The sequence below is a fragment of the Streptococcus sp. CL9.43 genome (assembly GCF_049737935.1).
GTDB lineage: Bacteria > Bacillota > Bacilli > Lactobacillales > Streptococcaceae > Streptococcus > Streptococcus infantis_I.
In genome coordinates this window covers 564,893-585,925 of the sequence record NZ_JBKOTS010000001.1, presented here as the reverse complement: position 1 = coordinate 585,925, position 21,033 = coordinate 564,893, and the positions used below count along the sequence as shown (strand labels likewise).

At 39.5% G+C, this 21,033-nt stretch carries 22 protein-coding genes and 1 tRNA gene; 21 read left to right on the top strand and 2 right to left on the bottom strand.

Translation table 11 applies throughout. The features are described 5' to 3' along the window. Nucleotides 1-30: 30 nt before the first annotated feature. From ACLNCS_RS02865 to ACLNCS_RS02845, 5 genes are all read left to right on the top strand, one after another. Nucleotides 31-261 carry a DUF1146 family protein gene (locus ACLNCS_RS02865; RefSeq protein WP_033587493.1) on the top strand — a complete coding sequence of 77 codons (231 nt, stop codon included), beginning with the start codon at nucleotides 31-33 and terminating at the stop codon, nucleotides 259-261. A 24-nt stretch (nucleotides 262-285) separates the two neighbouring features. After that, on the top strand, nucleotides 286-1,578 hold the full coding sequence (gene murA / locus ACLNCS_RS02860) for a UDP-N-acetylglucosamine 1-carboxyvinyltransferase (RefSeq protein WP_049494507.1): 1,293 nt from the start codon (nucleotides 286-288) through the stop codon (nucleotides 1,576-1,578). Further along, nucleotides 1,565-1,759, top strand: coding sequence for a DNA-directed RNA polymerase subunit beta (locus ACLNCS_RS02855; protein WP_053092421.1), 195 nt, complete (start codon nucleotides 1,565-1,567; stop codon nucleotides 1,757-1,759). Before murA ends, ACLNCS_RS02855 begins: the two co-directional genes overlap by 14 nt. Before the next feature lie 46 nt (nucleotides 1,760-1,805). Next, nucleotides 1,806-2,633 carry a DNA/RNA non-specific endonuclease gene (locus ACLNCS_RS02850; RefSeq protein WP_247921919.1) on the top strand — a complete coding sequence of 276 codons (828 nt, stop codon included), beginning with the start codon at nucleotides 1,806-1,808 and terminating at the stop codon, nucleotides 2,631-2,633. A gap of 118 nt (nucleotides 2,634-2,751) precedes the next feature. Then, a complete protein-coding gene (locus ACLNCS_RS02845; protein ID WP_424847126.1) occupies nucleotides 2,752-4,083 on the top strand; it encodes a hemolysin family protein in 1,332 nt (443 codons plus the stop codon). 209 nt (nucleotides 4,084-4,292) lie between these two features. Here the strand turns inward: ACLNCS_RS02845 and ACLNCS_RS02840 are convergent. Next, nucleotides 4,293-4,363, bottom strand: a tRNA-Cys gene (locus ACLNCS_RS02840). A 178-nt stretch (nucleotides 4,364-4,541) separates the two neighbouring features. Here ACLNCS_RS02840 and ACLNCS_RS02835 point away from each other — a divergent pair. From ACLNCS_RS02835 to ACLNCS_RS02810, 6 genes are all read left to right on the top strand, one after another. After that, complete coding sequence (locus ACLNCS_RS02835) at nucleotides 4,542-6,542, top strand: peptide ABC transporter substrate-binding protein (RefSeq protein WP_004251676.1); 2,001 nt, start codon at nucleotides 4,542-4,544, stop codon at nucleotides 6,540-6,542. A 65-nt stretch (nucleotides 6,543-6,607) separates the two neighbouring features. Next, a complete protein-coding gene (locus tag ACLNCS_RS02830; RefSeq protein WP_004251679.1) occupies nucleotides 6,608-8,104 on the top strand; it encodes an ABC transporter permease in 1,497 nt (498 codons plus the stop codon). Next, nucleotides 8,104-9,030, top strand: a complete 927-nt coding sequence (oppC, locus tag ACLNCS_RS02825) for an oligopeptide ABC transporter permease OppC (protein ID WP_004251681.1) — start codon at nucleotides 8,104-8,106, stop codon at nucleotides 9,028-9,030. Before ACLNCS_RS02830 ends, oppC begins: the two co-directional genes overlap by 1 nt. Nucleotides 9,031-9,038: 8 nt before the next feature. Further along, complete coding sequence (locus ACLNCS_RS02820) at nucleotides 9,039-10,106, top strand: ABC transporter ATP-binding protein (RefSeq protein WP_004251684.1); 1,068 nt, start codon at nucleotides 9,039-9,041, stop codon at nucleotides 10,104-10,106. A 10-nt stretch (nucleotides 10,107-10,116) separates the two neighbouring features. Continuing rightward, on the top strand, nucleotides 10,117-11,043 hold the full coding sequence (locus tag ACLNCS_RS02815; RefSeq protein WP_004251696.1) for an ATP-binding cassette domain-containing protein: 927 nt from the start codon (nucleotides 10,117-10,119) through the stop codon (nucleotides 11,041-11,043). Between the two features lie 153 nt (nucleotides 11,044-11,196). Beyond that, nucleotides 11,197-11,397 carry a hypothetical protein gene (locus ACLNCS_RS02810; RefSeq protein WP_004251701.1) on the top strand — a complete coding sequence of 67 codons (201 nt, stop codon included), beginning with the start codon at nucleotides 11,197-11,199 and terminating at the stop codon, nucleotides 11,395-11,397. 336 nt (nucleotides 11,398-11,733) lie between these two features. Here the strand turns inward: ACLNCS_RS02810 and ACLNCS_RS02805 are convergent, their stop codons facing one another. Beyond that, nucleotides 11,734-14,547, bottom strand: coding sequence for a glycosyl hydrolase family 95 catalytic domain-containing protein (locus tag ACLNCS_RS02805; RefSeq protein WP_424847122.1), 2,814 nt, complete (start codon nucleotides 14,545-14,547; stop codon nucleotides 11,734-11,736). 282 nt (nucleotides 14,548-14,829) lie between these two features. On the opposite strand from ACLNCS_RS02805, the gene ACLNCS_RS02800 reads away from it, so the two are divergent. The 10 genes from ACLNCS_RS02800 (at nucleotide 14,830) to yidD (ending at nucleotide 20,995) form a co-directional block, all read left to right on the top strand. Continuing rightward, nucleotides 14,830-15,075: a YneF family protein gene (locus tag ACLNCS_RS02800; protein ID WP_004251708.1), complete on the top strand. Its 246-nt coding sequence runs from the start codon at nucleotides 14,830-14,832 to the stop codon at nucleotides 15,073-15,075. A gap of 207 nt (nucleotides 15,076-15,282) precedes the next feature. After that, on the top strand, nucleotides 15,283-16,077 hold the full coding sequence (gene racE / locus ACLNCS_RS02795; RefSeq protein ID WP_424847119.1) for a glutamate racemase: 795 nt from the start codon (nucleotides 15,283-15,285) through the stop codon (nucleotides 16,075-16,077). After that, entirely contained in the window at nucleotides 16,035-17,045 is a 1,011-nt protein-coding gene (locus ACLNCS_RS02790) for a nucleoside-triphosphate diphosphatase (protein WP_424847117.1), read from the top strand. Before racE ends, ACLNCS_RS02790 begins: the two co-directional genes overlap by 43 nt. Then, nucleotides 17,021-17,542 carry a metallophosphoesterase gene (locus ACLNCS_RS02785; RefSeq protein WP_004251713.1) on the top strand — a complete coding sequence of 174 codons (522 nt, stop codon included), beginning with the start codon at nucleotides 17,021-17,023 and terminating at the stop codon, nucleotides 17,540-17,542. The genes ACLNCS_RS02790 and ACLNCS_RS02785 overlap by 25 nt, the downstream gene beginning before the upstream one ends. Then, on the top strand, nucleotides 17,539-18,000 hold the full coding sequence (gene cbpB, locus ACLNCS_RS02780) for a cyclic-di-AMP-binding protein CbpB (RefSeq protein WP_004251714.1): 462 nt from the start codon (nucleotides 17,539-17,541) through the stop codon (nucleotides 17,998-18,000). Before ACLNCS_RS02785 ends, cbpB begins: the two co-directional genes overlap by 4 nt. After that, entirely contained in the window at nucleotides 17,997-18,731 is a 735-nt protein-coding gene (xerD, locus tag ACLNCS_RS02775; protein WP_004251716.1) for a site-specific tyrosine recombinase XerD, read from the top strand. The genes cbpB and xerD overlap by 4 nt, the downstream gene beginning before the upstream one ends. Continuing rightward, nucleotides 18,731-19,465: a segregation/condensation protein A gene (locus tag ACLNCS_RS02770; protein ID WP_004251721.1), complete on the top strand. Its 735-nt coding sequence runs from the start codon at nucleotides 18,731-18,733 to the stop codon at nucleotides 19,463-19,465. Before xerD ends, ACLNCS_RS02770 begins: the two co-directional genes overlap by 1 nt. 12 nt (nucleotides 19,466-19,477) lie before the next feature. After that, on the top strand, nucleotides 19,478-20,047 hold the full coding sequence (gene scpB / locus ACLNCS_RS02765) for an SMC-Scp complex subunit ScpB (protein WP_424847114.1): 570 nt from the start codon (nucleotides 19,478-19,480) through the stop codon (nucleotides 20,045-20,047). Further along, entirely contained in the window at nucleotides 20,034-20,759 is a 726-nt protein-coding gene (locus ACLNCS_RS02760; protein ID WP_004251725.1) for a pseudouridine synthase, read from the top strand. The genes scpB and ACLNCS_RS02760 overlap by 14 nt, the downstream gene beginning before the upstream one ends. Then, a complete protein-coding gene (gene yidD / locus ACLNCS_RS02755) occupies nucleotides 20,759-20,995 on the top strand; it encodes a membrane protein insertion efficiency factor YidD (RefSeq protein ID WP_025170542.1) in 237 nt (78 codons plus the stop codon). Before ACLNCS_RS02760 ends, yidD begins: the two co-directional genes overlap by 1 nt. Nucleotides 20,996-21,033 lie beyond the last annotated feature (38 nt).

The following is a 21,033-nucleotide window of genomic DNA, read 5'->3' as shown; positions in this document are numbered from 1 at the left end:
TAGAAAAAAAGAAGATGGTATAATAGGCAGATGATTCAATTGTTTTTTACTCTCAGTAGTCATATGTTTTTTGTCTACCTAGTTTTTCAACTTTTGAAAGATTTAGTCAAATGGGATCAAATTTTGAAGGTGACCAAGGACAATGCGAGGAAGGTACGACTTTTGGTAGTATTGTGTAGTATCGGTTTAGGATATCTAATCAGTTCTTTTTTCCTAAATCTCTACCAATTATGGCAAGAAGCTGTACGGACATTATTCTAAATTCGAAAGTAAAGGAAAATATTTATGGAAAAAATTGTAGTTCGAGGTGGCGATAATCGCCTTGTCGGAAGTGTTACCATTGAGGGCGCGAAAAATGCAGTTTTGCCACTACTTGCGGCGACAATTTTAGCAAGCGAAGGAAAAACAGTTTTAAAAAATGTTCCTATCCTATCGGATGTCTTTACCATGAACCAAGTAGTTCGTGGATTAAATGCGAAAGTTAATTTTGATCAAGATGCACACATTGTTGAAGTGGATGCGACAGATGATATCACAGAAGAAGCTCCCTATAAGTATGTTAGCAAGATGCGTGCTTCTATTGTAGTCTTGGGTCCAATCCTAGCTAGGGTTGGTCACGCTAAAGTTTCGATGCCAGGTGGTTGTACAATTGGTAGTCGTCCGATTGACCTTCACCTTAAAGGTTTGGAAGCAATGGGGGCTAAGATTACCCAAACAGCTGGCTATATCGAAGCTAAGGCAGAACGCTTGCATGGGGCCCATATCTATATGGACTTTCCTAGTGTTGGGGCAACCCAAAACTTGATGATGGCTGCAACGCTAGCTGATGGCGTAACTGTTATCGAAAATGCTGCGCGTGAACCTGAAATTGTAGACTTGGCTGTCCTCTTGAATAAAATGGGAGCTAAAGTCAAAGGCGCAGGAACAGAGAGCATTACCATCACTGGTGTTGAAAACTTGCATGGTGCAACCCATAACGTTGTTCAAGACCGCATCGAAGCAGGGACATTCATGGTTGCTGCTGCAATGACAGGTGGAGATGTCCTGATTCAAGATGCTATCTGGGAACACAACCGTCCCTTGTTGGCGAAATTACAAGAAATGGGTGTTGAAGTCATCGATGAGGATGAAGGTATCCGCATCCGTTCTCAACGGGACAAACTAAAAGCAGTTCATGTCAAGACCTTACCACATCCAGGGTTTCCTACGGACATGCAGGCGCAGTTTACTGCTCTTATGACGGTTGCTCAAGGAGAATCAACTATGGTTGAGACAGTTTTTGAGAATCGTTTCCAACATCTAGAGGAAATGCGTCGCATGGGCTTGCATTCTGAGATTATCCGTGACACTGCTCGTATTGTTGGCGGGCAACCTCTCCAAGGGGCAGAAGTGCTGTCTACGGACCTTCGTGCAAGTGCAGCCTTGATATTGACAGGCTTAGTGGCCGAGGGTGAGACTGTTGTTGGAAAACTTGTCCATTTGGATAGAGGTTATTATCGTTTTCATGAAAAGTTAGCTCAGTTAGGAGCTAATATTGAACGGGTAAGTGTGGAAGCTGATGAAGATGAAGATGAATAAAGAAGTAGCTTATGTGCTGCGTCGATTTCTTTTAGTCATCATTGTTTTACTTTTAGGTCTCTTAGCACTTGGAATTGGCTTGATGATTGGCTACGGTATCTTAGGCAAGGGGCAAGATCCATGGGCGATTTTAGCTCCAGAAAAATGGCATGAGTTAATTGCGAAATTTACAGGAAAATAGGCTGGGAGACCAGTCTTTTTCTAGGAAGTGAAATGAAGGAGAAAGTATGAACAAAAAAACAAGGCAGGCCCTAATTGGTCTCTTGCTCTTTTTGCTCTTGTCAGCAGGAAGCTACTATATTAAACAAATGCAGTATTCCAACACTGCACCACAAACACGAGTAAAAGAAAAATCCCAGTCGTCTGATGCTCCAAGTCAAGAACTGGCCGAGAGTGTACTGACTGATTCGGTAAAAAAACAAATAAAGGGTACTATTGAGTGGAATGGAGCAGGTGCCTTTATCGTAAATGGGAACAAAACGAACTTAGATGCAAAGGTTTCAAGTAAACCCTATGCTGATAACAAGACAAAAACTGTAGGTGGGGAGACGGTTCCAACTGTGGCTAATGCCCTTATGTCAAAAGCAACAAGACAGTACAAAGACCGTGAAGAAACCGGTAATGGTTCAACTTCTTGGACCCCAGCAGGATGGCATCAAGTCAAAAACCTAAAAGGGACTTATAATCACGCTGTAGATAGAGGACATTTATTAGGCTATGCCTTGATTGGTGGTTTAGATGGTTTTGATGCATCTACTAGCAATCCCAAAAATATCGCTGTACAAACAGCCTGGGCCAACCAAGCACGCGCAGAAGATTCGACTGGACAAAACTACTATGAAAGTTTAGTTCGAAAGGCTTTGGATCAAAATAAGCGCGTGCGTTACCGTGTCACATTGCTCTACGCTACAGAAGAAGATTTGGTTCCTTCTGCATCTCAGATTGAAGCCAAATCATCTGATGGTGAATTGGAGTTTAACGTCGTAGTTCCTAACGTTCAAAAGGGAATTCAGTTAGATTACCGAACAGGAAAAGTAACTGTTACAAAGAACTAATAGATAGTCGGTCCCTTATTGTTTCGGTAGGGGATTTACTATAGAAATCACAATTTAATGTGTAGAAGTTGAAAAATATGGTATAATAGTCACAATTATACTTTTTAGGAGAAGGAAAATGGAAGACCCGAGCAGTCAGGATTTGTTACTGCAATTTGTATTATTAGTTGTTTTGACCTTTTTAAATGCTTTTTTCTCTGCTACAGAGATGGCTATGGTTTCTCTTAGTCGCTCACGTGTTGAACAAAAGGCTGAAGAGGGGGATAAACGCTATATCCGTTTGCTAAAGGTACTTGAAAACCCCAATCACTTTTTATCAACCATTCAAGTTGGTATTACTTTAATTACAATCTTGTCAGGGGCTAAACTAGCAGACTCTCTAGGACAATTGATAGCCTCATGGATGGGAAATAGCGAAACTGCGCACGCAATCGCAAGCTTCCTGTCACTTGCTTTCTTGACCTATATCTCTATCGTTTTTGGTGAACTTTATCCTAAACGCATTGCTCTAAATCTTAAGGATGCCTTGGTAATCCGAACTGTACCATTTATTATTGCTCTCGGTAAGATTGTGAGTCCCTTTGTTTGGATGCTATCTGCATCAACCAATCTTTTGAGCCGTTTAACGCCGATGACATTTGACGATGCAGACGAAAAAATGACTCGTGATGAGATTGAGTACATGCTGACTAAGAGCGAAGAAACTTTGGATGCTGATGAAATCGAGATGTTGCAGGGGATTTTCTCACTAGATGAGCTTATGGCGCGTGAAGTCATGGTTCCTCGAACAGATGCCTTTATGGTAGATATCAAAGATGACACTCAGACTATTATCGAAAGTATCTTAAAACAAAATTTTTCTCGAATTCCTGTTTATGACGGCGATAAGGACAATGTTATTGGTTTGATTCATACAAAGAGTCTGCTAAAAGCAGGGTTTACCGATGGTTTTGATAATATTGTATTGAGAAAGATATTACAGGAACCTCTATTTGTACCAGAAACTATTTTTGTGGACGATTTGTTAAAAGAACTAAGAAATTCACAAAGACAGATGGCAATTCTTCTTGATGAATACGGAGGAATGGCTGGTTTGGTAACACTTGAGGATCTCCTTGAAGAGATTGTTGGTGAGATTGATGATGAAACTGACCGTGCTGAAGTCTATGTTCATACTATCGGCGAGGACACTCATATTGTCCAAGGGACAATGAATTTGAACGATTTCAATGACTATTTTGATGTTGTTCTTGAAAGTGACGATGTAGATACCATTGCTGGGTACTATTTGACTGGTGTGGGAACTATTCCAACATCTGAGAAACTCAGTTATGAGTTAGATAGTGGCAACAAGCATATCACCTTGACAAATGACAAGGTCAAAAATGGTCGTGTCACCAAGCTTAAGGTTCAAATTCAAGAACTTGAATCAGAAGAAGAAACTGAATAAAACAAAAGCTTTATCAGAGAAAACTGATAAAGCTTTTTTGAGCGGTCTTTTTTTGTTTACCCTGAGAGCTTGGATTTTAAATCCAAGCTCTAAAAAACACCCTCGCCCCAAAAGTTTTTAAAGTTATCTTTTTTATACGAAAATAAAAATAAAAAAGCCCATAAAAATGGGCTTTTTTTCGGATAAATTCCTATAAAATAGTATAAAAAAGGCGGTAGACGGATTTGAACCGACGATCAAGCTTTTGCAGAGCCGTGCCTTACCACTTGGCTATACCGCCTTAACTTTTATTATTATACCTTGAAAATTGTTTCTCGTCAATAGTTTTCTTTTCTGAAAACATAAGATTCAAATGTGTAAAAAAACATGCGACAAAATATTCTGAAAATTCGTTTACTTTTTAAAAAAACTGTGGTATAATCTTCAATATCCACTATTTAAAACGAGGAGTTTAAAAAATGAAAAAAAGTCGGATTCTTGCGGTAGCGGGAGTATCCTTGCTTGCAGTCGGAGTACTTGCTGCATGTTCAAATTCAAATTCAAATGCAGGCTCAAGCAATACAAAATTAGCATCAGATTATAAATACGTTTATTCAGTTGATCCTGAAACATTGGATTACGTTGTTAACAACGTTGATTCTACTTCTTTTGTGACGACAAATGCGGTAGATGGTTTGCTTGCTAACGATAAATATGGAAACCTTGTACCATCGATTGCTGAATCATGGACAGTTTCACAAGACGGTTTGACTTATACTTATAAAATCCGTAAGGATGCTAAGTGGGTTACTGCTGAAGGAGAAGAATATGCTCCAGTTAAAGCCCAAGACTTTGTGACAGGTTTGAAACACGCGGTAGAAGGCAAATCAAAAGGTTTGTCAGTTATTAGTTCTTCAATCAAAGGACTTAGTGCTTACATTAACGGTGAAACAAACGATTTTTCAACTGTTGGTATAAAAGCAGTTGACGATAACACTCTTGAGTATACATTGAATCAGCCAGAGACTTTCTGGAATGACAAAACAACAAATGGCGTGATGATGCCAATCAACGAAGATTTCCTTAAATCAAAAGGGGAAGGCTTTGGTGCACCTACAGATCCATCATCTATTTTGTATAATGGACCGTTTGTTTTGAAATCAATCACTGCTAAGTCTTCGATTGAGATGGCTAAGAACGATGCTTATTGGGATAAAGACGCTGTTAAAATTCAAAACATCAAATTTACTTACTGGGATGGGAAAGACCAAGATATCGTTGCTAAAGGATTCTCAGAAGGACAATACAGTAAAGCTCGGATCTATCCTACTAGCTCAACGTATGAAAAATATGCTTCTGAGTTCAAAGATAATATCTTCTTTAACGAACCAGGATCAGCTATCGCTACTGTAAGTGTGAACTATGGTCGTACAACTTATAACCATACCTCAAAAACAACAGATAGCCAAAAAGAATCTACAAGAAAAGCTTTGCTAAACAAAGAATTCCGTCAAGCCCTTAACTTTGCGGTAGACCGTAATTCTTACTCAGCTCAGACAAATGGTACAGATGGTGCTGCAGTTGCAATCCGTAATACATTCTCACCATATAATCTTCAAGTTGGAGACAAACAGTTTGGTAAACTTGTAGAAGAAAGTCTTGCGAAGACAAACTCAAGCACATGGTCAAACGTATCGCTTGCTGATTCGCAAAATGGTCTTTACAACGAAGAAAAAGCTAAAGCTGCCTTTGCTAAAGCAAAAGAAAGCTTGAAAGCAGAAGGGGTAGAATTCCCAATTCACTTGGATGCTCTAACAATCCAAGAGTCTACAGCAGTTGTAAACCGTGTTCAATCACTTAAACAGTCTATTGAAAACGTACTTGGAGCTGACAATGTTGTCATCGATCTTCAACAAATGACCCAAGCAGAAGCTTTACCACTTTCATTTAGTGCTCCAACAGCTAAAGAACAAGACTGGGATATTCATACCTTGACTGGATGGAATCCTGATTACCAAGATCCATCAACTTTCTTAGACCAGTTCACGATTAAAGGTGGTAATACTCGTTTGATTATGGGTATCGATAAAGATACTGATGCATCAGTTATCCAAAAACTTGGTTTGTCTGACTATGAAAAATTACTTGATGAAGCAAACAAAGAAAATCAAGACGTTCAAAAACGTTATGAAAAATATGCCCTTGCACAAGCTTGGTTAACAGACAACGGTTTGACAATTCCTGTAATGGCAGGTCCGAAAGAAACTGCTGTATCATTTGTATCTAAAGTTATTCCATTTACTTCTTCATACTCAGTTGCGGGTCTTAAAGGAGAAACCTCAGGTTACTTGAAGTACACTGAAGTTGGTGAAAAACCTATTACAAAAGAAGAATACCAAAAAGCTCGTGAAAAATGGCTCAAAGAAAAAGCTGAATCAAATGAAAAAGCTCAAAAAGAATTAGCGAGCCACGTGAAATAAATAATGCTCATCAGAACTTTCTCTCCAAAAGGAGAAGGTTCTTTTGGGATTTTAAAGGAAATAATATGAAAAAATATGTTTTTATGCGTATCTTGCGGTCGTTAGTTTCTATCTTTTTAGTAACGACCTTGATTTACACAATCATCTATACGATGGTTCCACGGAAGTTGATCTTCAAACAAGATACTAACTACAATAAAATTGCAACAACAGCTGATAAACGTGATAACTATGAAAATACCGTTTTTGAGCGTATGGGTTATATCGAATATTACGATACGAAAGAGTTGCAGGAAAAAGCTAGTAGCATTGACCCTTCTGTAACCGTTGATGCAAACGATACAAATAAAGCTATCTACGAAAAATATATCCAACAACTTGGTAACGGTTGGACTTTGGGTGTATTCACAGAGAGCGGACAATTCTATGCGACTCGTGAAATTCCTATTTTTGAGCGTGTGTTCAAATTCTATGCAAACTTGCTTGATATTGACCATACAAACAAGATTCAAGATCCAGAAAATCCTAATTTAGAGCGTTATTTGCGATTTGAAAACGATCCAGCTATTGGATGGTCTTTGGTAGGTTCAGGGACTAAACATAAATACCTCTTGTACTTCAACAGTCAATTCCCATTTGTTCATCAAAACTTTGTGAACTTAAACTTAGGAGATTCTTATCCAACTTATGCCAATACTCCTGTGCTTCAAGTTATCACACAAGGACAAGGACAAACCAAGACTTCTGAAGTTCAATTCCCAACTGGTAAGAAAACATCATCAGTCAATATCTACTCAAGAACTTATAAATCTCCAAGTCAAGCAGATGCACGTGAAGTAGCAAACTATGGTAAGGATGATCCATACACAGCTACTGAAAGTAACTATCAGTATCCATCAATGATTGCAAGTTCTGCTATCACAGGTTTGATTGGTCTTGCTATTTCATACGCGATTGCAATTCCACTTGGTTCTGCAATGGCTCGTTACAAAAATACTTGGATTGATAGTTTCTCTACAGGAATTTTGACTTTCTTGCTTGCCCTTCCAACCATTGCCTTGGTTTATATCATTCGTTTGATTGGTTCATCTATCGGATTTCCTGATTCATTCCCAATTTTGGGTGCTGGAGATTGGCGTTCTTATGTCCTTCCTGCAGTGATTTTGGGCTTGTTGGGTGCACCTGGTATGGCAATTTGGATTCGTCGTTACATGATTGACTTACAATCTCAAGACTTTGTTCGTTTTGCACGTGCAAAAGGTCTATCTGAGAAAGAAATTTCAAATAAACACATCTTTAAGAACGCTATGGTACCGCTCGTTTCAGGTATTCCAGGTTCTATTATTGGTGTTATCGGTGGAGCAACTCTTACAGAAACAGTCTTCGCTTTCCCTGGTATGGGTAAAATGCTGATTGACTCTGTAAAAGCATCAAACAACAATATGGTTGTTGGTCTTGTCTTTATCTTTACATGTATCTCTATCTTCTCATTATTTGTAGGGGATATTTGGATGACTATGATTGACCCACGTATTAAATTGACAGAGAAAGGAGGCAAATAATGTCTACAATTAGTAATGATAAATTTCAATTTGTAAAACGTGATGATTATGCCTCTGAAGCAATTGATACTCCTGCCTATTCATACTGGGGTTCTGTCTTTAGACAGTTTTTGAAGAAAAAATCAACAGTCATCATGCTCGGTATCTTGATTGCCATCGTTTTGATGAGTTTCATCTATCCAATGTTCTCAGATTTTGACTTTAACGATGTAAGTAAGGTAAATGATTTTAGTGCTCGCTATATCAAACCGAATGGTGAACATTGGTTTGGTACAGATAGTAACGGGAAATCTCTCTTTGATGGTGTCTGGTTTGGAGCTCGTAACTCTATCTTGATTTCTGTAATTGCGACCTTTATAAACCTTGTTATCGGTGTGATTGTAGGTGGAATTTGGGGTATTTCAAAATCAGTAGACCGTATCATGATGGAAGTCTACAACGTTATCAACAATATTCCATCGTTATTGATCGTTATCGTTTTGACTTACTCTATCGGTGCAGGTTTCTGGAACTTGATTTTCGCCATGAGTGTAACTACATGGATTGGTATTGCTTATTCTATCCGTATTCAAATCATGCGTTATCGTGATTTGGAATATAACCTTGCTTCTCAGACACTGGGGACACCGACATATAAAATTATAGTAAAAAATATTATGCCTCAGTTGGTATCTGTTATCGTAACGACTTTGACGCAAATGCTTCCAGCCTTTATCTCATATGAAGCTTTCCTTTCATTCTTTGGACTCGGATTGCCGATTACAGTTCCAAGTTTGGGACGTTTGATCTCAGATTATTCTCAGAACGTAACTACAAATGCCTACCTCTTCTGGATTCCATTGACAACTTTGGTTTTGGTTTCCTTATCACTTTTCATTGTTGGACAAAATTTAGCCGATGCTAGTGATCCACGTACACACAGATAGGAGTAGAAATGACAAATAATAAAAATGTAATTTTATCTGCTCAAGATATTGTCGTGGAATTTGATGTTCGTGACAAAGTTTTGACCGCTATCCGCGGAGTTTCTCTTGAGTTGATTGAAGGAGAAGTTCTTGCCTTGGTTGGAGAATCTGGTTCGGGTAAATCAGTTTTGACAAAAACTTTTACAGGAATGTTAGAAGAAAACGGGCGTATTGCTCAGGGGAGCATCGATTACCGTGGACAAGACCTAACAGCACTTTCGTCTCACAAAGATTGGGAACAAATTCGTGGGGCCAAGATTGCAACTATCTTCCAAGATCCTATGACTAGTTTGGACCCAATCAAAACAATCGGAAGCCAAATTACTGAAGTTATCATTAAACACCAAGGTAAAACAGCAAAAGAAGCAAAAGAAATGGCTATCGACTACATGAATAAGGTTGGTATTCCTGATGCTGAAAAGCGTTTTGAGGAGTATCCATTCCAATATTCTGGAGGGATGCGTCAACGTATCGTTATCGCTATTGCTCTTGCGTGTCGTCCAGATGTTCTTATCTGTGATGAGCCAACAACTGCCCTTGATGTGACGATTCAGGCTCAGATTATTGACTTGTTGAAGTCTCTACAAAATGAATACCACTTTACAACAATCTTTATCACACACGACCTTGGTGTGGTAGCAAGTATTGCTGACAAAGTTGCGGTTATGTATGCTGGTGAAATCGTTGAGTATGGTACAGTTGAGGAAATCTTCTACGATCCACGTCACCCATACACATGGAGCCTCTTATCAAGTTTGCCACAGTTGGCTGACGATAAAGGGGAATTGTATTCAATTCCGGGAACACCTCCATCACTTTATACAGAATTGAAGGGAGATGCTTTTGCTCTTCGTTCAGATTACGCAATGAAAATTGATTTCGAAGAAAAAGCACCCCAATTTGCTGTTTCAGATACTCATTGGGCTAAAACATGGTTACTTCATGAGCAAGCACCAAAAGTTGCAAAACCAGCAGTAATTGCAAATTTACATGACAAGATTCGTGAGAGAATGGGTCTTGTTCATCTGGAAAACTAGGAGGAAGGAAATGTCTGAAAAATTAGTAGAAATTAAAGACTTAGAGATTTCCTTCGGTGAAGGAAGTAAAAAGTTTGTAGCTGTTAAAAATGCTAACTTCTTTATCAACAAAGGTGAAACATTCTCACTTGTTGGAGAATCAGGTAGTGGTAAAACAACAATTGGTCGTGCAATTATCGGTTTGAATAATACCAGCAAAGGTGATATCATCTTTGATGGTCAAAAAATTAATGGTAAAAAATCACGTACTCAAGCGTCAGAATTAGTCCGCCGAATCCAAATGATTTTCCAAGACCCTGCTGCTAGTTTGAATGAACGTGCAACAGTTGACTATATTATTTCTGAAGGTCTTTATAACTATCACCTATTTAAGGATGAGGAAGAAAGACAAGAAAAAGTTAAAAAGATTATCAGTGAAGTTGGACTTTTGTCTGAGCATTTGACGCGTTATCCTCATGAGTTTTCAGGTGGACAACGTCAACGTATCGGGATTGCCCGCGCTTTGGTTATGGAACCTGATTTCGTTATCGCGGATGAGCCAATTTCAGCCTTGGACGTTTCTGTTCGTGCCCAAGTTTTGAACTTGCTCAAGAAATTCCAAAAAGAATTGGGCTTGACCTATCTCTTTATCGCCCACGATTTGTCAGTAGTTCGTTTTATCTCTGATCGTATCGCGGTAATTTATAAGGGTGTCATTGTTGAAGTGGCTGAAACTGAAGAATTGTTTAACAATCCAGTTCATCCATATACACAAGCACTTTTATCAGCTGTACCGATTCCAGATCCAATCTTGGAACGTAAGAAAGTTTTGAAAGTCTATGATCCAGACCAACACGACTACGAAACTGATAAACCGTCTATGGTTGAAATTCGTCCAGGACATTATGTTTGGGCTAACCAAGCAGAATTGGAACGCTATAAAAAAGATATGAACTAATGAAAAGTTTTATAATCTTCCTAGTATTATTCTAGAAAGGTTATGAAACTTTTTTATTTTGCAGATAAAAACTTGATAAACTATATAAATTTGATATACTGAATACAATAAGAACTAATCTGTTAGAAATGATATGAACTACGGGAGAATCATATGGACAACCAACCAAATTTTTTTACAGGAATGGCTAGAATTATTGGAACATGCCTCTGGGTAAGAGGAATGGGAGTACTGACTGAGAAGAAGGAATCTGAGCCAAAAGCCCTAGAGGTTGCTAAATTTCTTGCGGCTTATAAAATGTTATCTGCTCTGCCTTGGATTGCGGGACTTCCTAGAAAGGAAGATAAAAAATGAAATTTATTTGGGATATTTTATTTTATATCCTAGTCAAGCCACTGATTACGATTGTAGAATTTATTTGGTATCACATTTGTTTATTTTTTTATGAATTCCTTTTGAATTTGTTATATTCGATTTTTAACTGGATTTATAACTGGCTTTTTAGTTTATTTTAGAGACTAGAAATTGGAAGTACGTACATATATATACTCATATATAACTTTATTATCACAAAAAAGATGGAAGATATTCCATCTTTTTTGTTTATAGCAATAAGATTAAGGCGAAGTTTTAAAAAGCTGATGCAAATAATAGATTCGTAGAGAGTCTATGATATAGATTAGATTTAGTCTAATCAAATTCAGACGGTATAGGCACAGGAAAGTTCTCAAAGGTAATGACATCTCCCTTTTGAGTAGCAAGCTGGATACGGTTATCTTTGAGGCGACTAGCTTGAACTTCCTTGCCATTAATCTTGACAATACTCGATTCGATGTCTGGATAATCGACCACTAAATCTCCCCCAGCATGGGAAAGGAAAGCTAATGACTCAAGATTTTTTTCTTTCCATTTCATGCTGACTTCGAAGTTGCCACGAGCGACTAGACCTGAAATTTGCCCATCTTTCCAGGCATCCGGAAGAGCTGGTAATGGAGCAATGTAGCCTGTGTGAGATTGAAGGAGCATTTCTGCCATCCCGCTAGTGGCACCAAAGTTCCCATCGATTTGGAAAGGCGCGTGTGTATCCCAGAGGTTTTCTAGAGTTGAAGATTTAAGCTGTTCAGCCAACAAACGATGGGCACGATTTCCATCTAGGAGACGAGCCCAGAGGTTGATTTTATTGGCCTTGGACCAACCAGTCCCCCCATCTCCACGATGGTTTAAGGTTGCGCGTGCAGCCTCCAGGTATTCCGGATGATCCTTGCTAAATAGAGTTCCTGGGAAGAGCCCAACTAGATGGGAAACGTGACGGTGATAGTTTTCAATTCCTTCATTAGTGAATTGAGGACTGTCTTCTTCGTACCATTCCTTGATTCGGCCATCTTGGTTGATATGAAGTGGTTTGAGCTTGTCAAATTTAGCCTTTACTTCGGTTACCAAGTCTTGGTCGACATTGAGATGATTAGCTGCTTCCATATAGTCATGGAAGAGTTGCCAAACTAGAGATTGGTCAAAGGTGTTCCCAATCGTGATGGTTCCATGCTCTGGCGAGTAAGATGGAGAAGAAACCCAACGGTCACTAGCCTTGTCGTAGTGCAAGAAGGAATTCCAGAACTTGGCTGTTTCCTTGAGCATTGGATAAATCTTTTCTTTAAGATAAGTTTCATCCTTGGTGAATTTGTAGTAGTCATAGACGTTCTGCATCATCCAAGCATTGGCAGCCGGAGACCAGCCCCAATAGTAGTTCCAACCAGGAGTAGTCCAGCCAAATGGTGTCGCCTGGGTGTGAACCAGCCAACCGTTTTCTTGGCCTTCTTTGGACTCGATACCTGCATATTCTTTAGCAGCGATACGACCATAGTAGCGCATGTCATCGATATAATTGATCATTGGCTTAGCCGTTTCTGCAAGATTGTTCATGTAGGCAGGCCAGTAGTTCATCTGTAGGTTGACATTGAGGTGGTAGTCAGAATTCCAAGGTGGATTATCTACTGCATTCCAGACTCCTTGTAAGTTGGCAGGAAGGGCATCTGTCCGGTCACGAGAAGAACTGATGAGTAGGTAACGGCCGTATTGGAAGAAGAGTTCTTCTAGTTTTTGCCCTTTTTCGGGATGATAGGTTTGAAGAGCTTCTTTTGTCGTTTGATTAGACTTGCTACCGCCAAGATTTAGTTGAACACGGTTAAAGAGACTTTGATAATCCTTGATGTGGTTATTTTTTAAAGTTTCATAGTCTTTGGCCTTGGCAGCTTCGACGATAGACTTGACAGTTGCTTCTACATCAATATCCTTGCGATAATTGGTTTTTGGATTTTGTGCAAAGTTGGTCTTGGCACTGAGTAAAAGGGTTGCATAACTGGCCCCTGTAACAGTCAAGTAGCCATCTTGAGCAGTGACTTGTCCGTCTGTTTTAATGCCAAGATAGGAAGCAAATTTCAGGCCGTTGTCTTTGACAGTACCCTTGAGCAAAATACCATTGGAATCAGTAGTGACTGCTCCCTGTTTATACTTCGAATATTCCCAAGAGTAGTCACCATTCGCAAGTAAATCTTCTGTCAAGCTATTCCAAAGTGTAAAATCAAGTGTTTTATCTCCTTTTTTACTCAAGTGAGTCACAGTGACATCGTCAGGATAGCTAGAGAAGGTTTCACGTTTAAAGTTTGTCCCGTCCTGAGTATAAGAAGTGGTCGTCATAGCTTCGGTGATATCTAAGTCACGATGATAGTCGGTAACGTTCTCTAAGCCTTTCTTTTGGTTGTTAAAGACCATGAAGATATCACCAAAAGATAGGTAACGACCATACTGAGCATTGTTTGGTCCTACTAGGTTACGCTCTGCTAGTTGTTTAGCCTTTTGGCGGTTTCCTTCTTCTAATGCTTTACGTATCTCTGCCAAAACCTTATAGCGGTACTGATAGTTCCCTCCGTTGTAGTCAGTGCTATCAGGTTGAGGTCCTCCAGACCAGAGAGTTTTTTCGTTGTATTGGATTCTTTCTTCACCGATGAGCCCAAAAACTTTTGCCCCCATTTCTCCATTTCCGACTGGCAGGGCTTGTTTTTCCCAGCCGTCATAAGAAGGGGCAGTTGGTTGGTCGTAATGAAGTTGATAGTTTTCTTGCTTAGTCATAGGAAGTTCTGGTTTTTCACTCTCCTTATTTTCAGAAGGTTCAACTACAGCGTTAGTCTCTGATTGATGATGTATTTGAGGTGTTTCTTTTTCAGGTTTTACCTCTTTGGCAGCTAATTCAGTAGAAGTTTGATTTTCTGTGCTTGGTTGATTTTTCTTATCCTCTTGAGTGGGTTCCCCTACTTTTGTATTCACTTGAACCGTATTCTCACTGACACTTGCTTGATTTTCTTTCACTTCGATGCCATCGGAAGCTACATTCTGTGTCGCTAGAAAAACAGAAGCAGTTCCAACGGTCAATTTTCGGATGCTATACTTACAGGATTTTCCCAATAGCTCTTCTCCATAAAAACTCCTTTCTCGATTCTGTAAGCGCATACATTTTTCTGTAAAAAAATAAGTCTTGCAAAAAGCTGTTTCTTTGTTTTGTATAATCTTAATATAGCAAATAAATCAATCCAATGCAAGGTTTTTTAGGAAAAACTGAATTATTTTACCATATTTTAGTTATTTTTTTTTAATCTTATTGAATTAAAAAAGATTAGAGCTGAAAAAGAATCTGAGGAATACCCTACCCTTTTGAAAGCGTAAATCAAACTAGTCAGGCGTGGGACTTTATGGTATAATATAGAAGATTCAAAAAGAAACAGGAGAAATATTATGGACCTTATTTTAGCAATTGTCTTGATTGTTTTAGCTTTTCTTGGTGGAGCACTTGGAGGAATGTACTTGGTACGTAAGCAAATCGAAAAAGAATTTGCTGATAACCCACGTTTGAATGCAGAAGCAGTTCGTACTCTGTTGAGTGCAAATGGTCAAAAACCAAGCGAAGCTAAGGTACAACAAGTTTACCACCAAATCATTCGCCAACAAAAAGCAGCCCTTGCTAACAATAAAAAGAAATAAATAGGAAAAGTCTGGGATGAAAATTCCAGACTTCTCACTATATTCAACTGATATTTAAGGATAAGACTTTTTCCTTGCATTCTATTGATATTTGATTATGATTAAGAGGGAGATAGTCTGGAGTTTACCAGTCTATCAGAAATTTCAGCGAGAAATGTAATGATAATGAACTATCAATCAGAAAAATAAGACTAGAAAGAAGACTGTATGGATAATCGACCAATTGGTTTTTTGGATTCGGGCGTTGGAGGCTTGACCGTTGTACGTGAGCTCATGCGCCAGCTTCCTCATGAAGAAATCGTCTATATTGGAGATTCGGCACGGGCACCTTATGGGCCTCGTCCTGCTGAGCAAATTCGTGAATATACTTGGCAGTTGGTCAACTTTCTTTTGACTAAGGATGTCAAGATGATTGTCATCGCTTGTAATACAGCAACAGCAGTTGTTTGGGAAGAAATTAAATCCAAACTCGATATTCCTGCTCTTGGAGTGATTTTACCGGGTGCTTCAGCTGCTATCAAAGCAAGTCAGGGTGGGAGAATCGGTGTGATTGGAACACCGATGACAGTGCAATCAGATATCTATCGTCAAAAAATTCATGACCTAGATCCAAATTTGCAAGTTGAAAGTTTGGCCTGCCCTAAGTTTGCTCCCTTGGTTGAGTCTGGTGCCCTTTCAACCAGTGTGACCAAGAAAGTAGTTTATGAAACCTTGCGTCCATTAGTGGGCAAGGTAGACAGCTTGATTCTGGGCTGTACCCACTATCCGCTCCTCAGACCCATTATCCAAAATGTGATGGGACCAGAGGTAAAACTGATTGATAGTGGAGCAGAGTGTGTACGGGATATTTCTGTATTACTTAATTATTTCGAGATTAATCGTAGCCGGGATGCCGGCCCTCTACAACACCGTTTTTATACGACTGCAAATAGCCATAGTTTTGCTCAGATTGGAGCGGAATGGCTAGAAAAAGAGATTCATGTGGAGCATGTAACATTATGACAAACAAAATTTATGAATACAAGGATGACCAGGACTGGTATGTAGGTGTCTGGGACGTCTACGGTGGAATCTATAGCCTCATAAAAGATCCTCTTGATCTCGATTTTATGGATTTGGCTCGTATTTTCAGTGATGAGGAAAATGGTTTTCCAATCACGATTACGGTAATGCGTTGGTCTTCCAACGTCCGTTTACTCTCTTTTATCGTTGAGATTTTAAATGCAGAAGCCGGTCGAAACTTGGAAGTCATTCAACGCCAAGGTGCCTTGCTCTTAGTTGAAAATGGACAACTCTTGCATGTGGAATTACCTAAAGAAGGAGTAGATGTTGAAGCCTTCTTTGAAACTAGCAAAGTCAGAGAAACCTTGTTGATAGCGACTCGTAATGAAGGGAAGACCAAGGAATTTCGTGCTATATTTGATAAACTTGGATATGATGTGGAGAATCTCAATGATTACCCAGATCTGCCTGAAGTTGCTGAAACTGGTATGACCTTTGAAGAAAATGCTCGCCTTAAGGCTGAAACCATCTCCAAATTGACAGGCAAGATGGTTCTAGCAGATGATTCAGGTCTTAAAGTCGATGTCCTCGGTGGATTGCCAGGCGTTTGGTCAGCTCGATTTGCAGGAGTGGGAGCCACTGACCAGGAAAACAATGCTAAACTCTTGCACGAATTAGCCATGGTCTTTGAACTCAAGGATCGTTCGGCACAATTCCACACCACTTTGGTTGTGGCTAGCCCAGGTAAGGAAAGCTTGGTGGTCGAAGCCGATTGGCCAGGCTACATTAACTTTGAACCTAAGGGTGAAAATGGTTTTGGCTATGACCCTCTTTTCCTAGTAGGAGAAACAGGCAAGTCATCAGCTGAATTAACTCTTGAAGAAAAAAATAGTCAATCTCACCGTGCCTTAGCCGTTAAGAAACTTTTGGAGGTATTTCCATCATGGCAAAGCAAACCATCATTGTAATGAGCGACTCCCATGGAGATAGCTTGATTGTAGAAGAAATACGTGATCGCTATCTTGGGAAAGTTGATGCCATTTTTCACGATGGTGACTCGGAGCTTCGCCCAGATTCACCACTCTGGGAAGGAATTCAGGTAGTTAGAGGAAACATGGATTTCTATTCAGATTATCCAGAACGCTTAGTGACTCAACTGGGTCCTACCAAGATTATCCAGACTCACGGACACTTATTTGACATTAACTTCAATTTCCAAAAACTAGATTTCTGGGCCCAAGAGGAAGATGCTGATATCTGTCTCTATGGTCACTTACATGTGCCAAATGCTTGGATGGAAGGGAAGACCCTCTTTCTAAATCCAGGTTCTATCAGCCAACCACGTGGAACCATCAGAGAATGTCTTTACGCTCGTGTAGAGATTGATGACAGCTATTTCAAAGTGGACTTTTTGACACGTAATCATGAGGTTTATCCTGGCTTATCCAAGGAGTTTGCTCGATGATTGCCAAAGAATTTGAACTCTTTTTGCTGGAGCAAGAGGAAACCTTTTTGACTCCTGCTGAAAATTTGGCTGTGCTCATTGATACTCACAATGCAGATCATGCAATTCTCCTCCTTAGCCAGATGACTTATACACGAGTTCCAGTAGTGACTGCTGAGAAAAAATTTGTTGGGACCATAGGGCTTAGAGATATCTTTGCATATCAAATGGAGCAGGGTTTGAGTCAGGAAGTCATGGCGGATATGGATATTGTTCACATGACAAAGAAGGATGTCGCGGTAGTTAATCCAGACTATACATTGACGGATGTTTTACATAAGCTAGTGGATGAGTCTTTCCTGCCAGTCGTTGGTAAGGATGGCCTTTTCCAAGGGATTATCACGCGGAAGTCAATTCTCAAGGCTGTCAATGCCCTCCTGCATGACTTTAGTAAGGAATATGAGATTCGAAGCAAATGAGAGAATGGATTTTAACATTTTTAGAAGAAAAGCAAAATCTATCTAGTAATTCTAAACAGTCTTATAAATATGACTTGGAGCAGTTTTTAGATCTTATTGGAGAACGAATTTCTGAGACAAGTTTAAAAATTTACCAAGCCCAGCTATCAAATTTTAAAATCAGTGCCCAAAAGCGTAAAGTTTCTGCCTGCAATCAATTTCTTTACTTTTTATACCAGAAAGGAAAGATTGGCGCCTTTTATCGTTTGGAATTGCCGAAACAGGCTGAGAAAAAACAAGTCAAGTCAGAGCTTTTAGACTTAAGTTCTTTCTGGCAAGAAAGTACATATCCAGAAGGGCGTTTAATAGCCTTATTGATAGTTGAATTGGGCCTCTTGCCTAGTGAAATTCTAGCCATAAAAATAAGTGATGTGAATCTAGATTTTCAAGTGTTGAGAATCAATAAAGCTTCTCAAAAAAGAATCTTGAGTCTTCCCACAAAATTACTTGCAGAGTTAGAACCCTTGATGGGACAGACCTACCTCTTTGAAAAAGCTGGTAGGTCATACTCTCGTCAATGGGCCTTTCGTCAGTTAGAAGCCTTTCTAAAGGAAAAAGGTTTTGCAGATTTATCGGCTCAAGGATTGAGAGAACAGTTTATACTGAGACAAATTGAAGAGAAGGTTGACTTATATGAAATCGCCAAAAAATTGGGATTAAAAACAGTCATGACCTTAGAAAAATATAGATAATGGATATTAAATTAAAAGATTTTGAAGGGCCTTTGGACTTGCTCTTACACTTGGTTTCAAAGTATCAGATGGATATCTATGATGTACCGATTACAGAAGTTATTGAGCAGTATCTAGCCTACATATCAACCTTACAAGCCATGCGTTTAGAAGTGGCAGGTGAATATATGGTGATGGCTAGCCAACTGATGCTGATTAAGAGTCGCAAGCTCTTGCCAAAGGTTGCAGAAGTGACGGATTTAGAGGATGACCTAGAGCAGGATCTCCTTTCTCAGATTGAGGAATACCGTAAATTTAAACTTCTGGGAGAGCAGTTGGAAGTGAAGCACCAGGAACGAGCTCAATATTACTCAAAAGCACCTACAGAGTTAATTTACGAAGATGCAGAACTTGTGCATGATAAGACGACGATTGATCTTTTCTTAGCCTTTTCAACCTTACTGACCAAGAAAAAGGAAGAATTCTCGAAAAGTCACACAACAATCTTACGAGATGAGTATAAGATTGAAGATATGATGGTCATCGTTCGAGAAGCCTTGGTTGAAGGTCAACAATTATGCTTGCAGGATTTGTTTAAAGAAACCAAGGATTTACACGAGGTCATTACACTCTTTTTAGCAACCTTGGAGTTGATTAAAACCCAAGAAATTCTCTTGATTCAAAAAGAGAGTTTTGGAGATATTTATCTCATGAAAAAGAATGAAGAAAATCAAGTAGAGCAGAGTCAAGCTTGATAGAGAGGAAATATGAGTACTTTAGCAGAAATAGAAGCACTCCTGTTTGTAGCGGGGGAGGATGGCATTAGAGTCCGTCAGCTAGCTGAGGTCCTATCGCTTCCACCGACTGGGATCCAGCAAAGCTTAGAAAAGTTAACCCACAAGTATGAAAAAGACCAGGATTCCAGTTTAGCACTGATTGAGACAGGAGGGGCTTACAAATTGGTAACCAAGCCTCAATTTGCTGATGTTTTGAAGGAATATTCTAAGGCGCCCATTAACCAGAGTCTATCTCGAGTTGCCCTTGAAACCTTGTCCATTATTGCTTATAAGCAACCTATCACACGTATAGAAATCGATGCTATTCGTGGGGTTAATTCGAGTGGAGCTTTGGCAAAGTTACAGGCCTTTGACTTGATACGAGAAGATGGAAAGAAAGAAGTTCTTGGTCGCCCTAATCTCTATGTAACGACGGATTATTTCCTAGATTACATGGGTATTAACCATTTGGAAGAATTGCCTGTGATTGACGAGCTTGAAATTCAAGCACAAGAAAGCCAATTATTTGGTGAAAGGATAGAAGAAGATGAGAATCAATAAATATATTGCCCACGCAGGTGTGGCCAGTAGGAGAAAAGCAGAAGAGTTGATCAAGCAAGGCTTGGTGACTGTTAACGGTCAGGTAGTACGTGAACTTGCGACAACTATCAAGTCTGGTGATAAGGTCGAAGTTGAAGGCCAACCCATCTATAACGAAGAAAAAGTCTACTATCTACTTAACAAACCACGCGGTGTGATTTCAAGTGTAACAGATGATAAGGGACGTAAGACGGTTGTTGATCTTTTGCCTAATGTGAAAGAGCGTATCTATCCTGTAGGACGTTTGGACTGGGATACATCAGGTGTCTTGATTTTGACCAATGATGGTGACTTTACAGACGAGATGATTCACCCTCGAAATGAGATTGACAAGGTCTATGTGGCGCGTGTGAAAGGAATTGCTAACAAAGAAAATCTCCGCCCCTTGACCCGTGGTCTTGAGATTGATGGTAAGAAGACTAAGCCGGCCGTCTACGAAATTCTCAAAGTAGATCCTGTTAAAAACCGTTCTGTTGTACAGTTGACCATCCATGAAGGACGTAACCACCAGGTTAAAAAGATGTTTGAAGCAGTTGGGCTTCAAGTGGATAAGTTGTCTCGGACACGTTTTGGACACTTAGACTTGACAGGTCTCCGTCCAGGAGAATCCCGTCGTCTTAACAAAAAAGAAATCAGCCAACTACACACCATGGCTGTAACAACTAATAAATAATGAAACGAATTTTAATTGCGCCTGTGCGCTTTTACCAACGCTTTATATCCCCTGCATTCCCACCTTCTTGTAGATTTGAGCCTACTTGTTCAAATTACATGATTCAGGCTATTGAAAAGCATGGATTTAAGGGGGTTCTGATGGGATTGGCACGGATTTTACGATGTCATCCTTGGTCTGAAATAGGTAAAGACCCCGTACCAGATCACTTTTCTTTAAAGAGAAATTCAAAATAAAAAGAATCACAGTCGTGATTCTTTTTTGGTGTAGATAG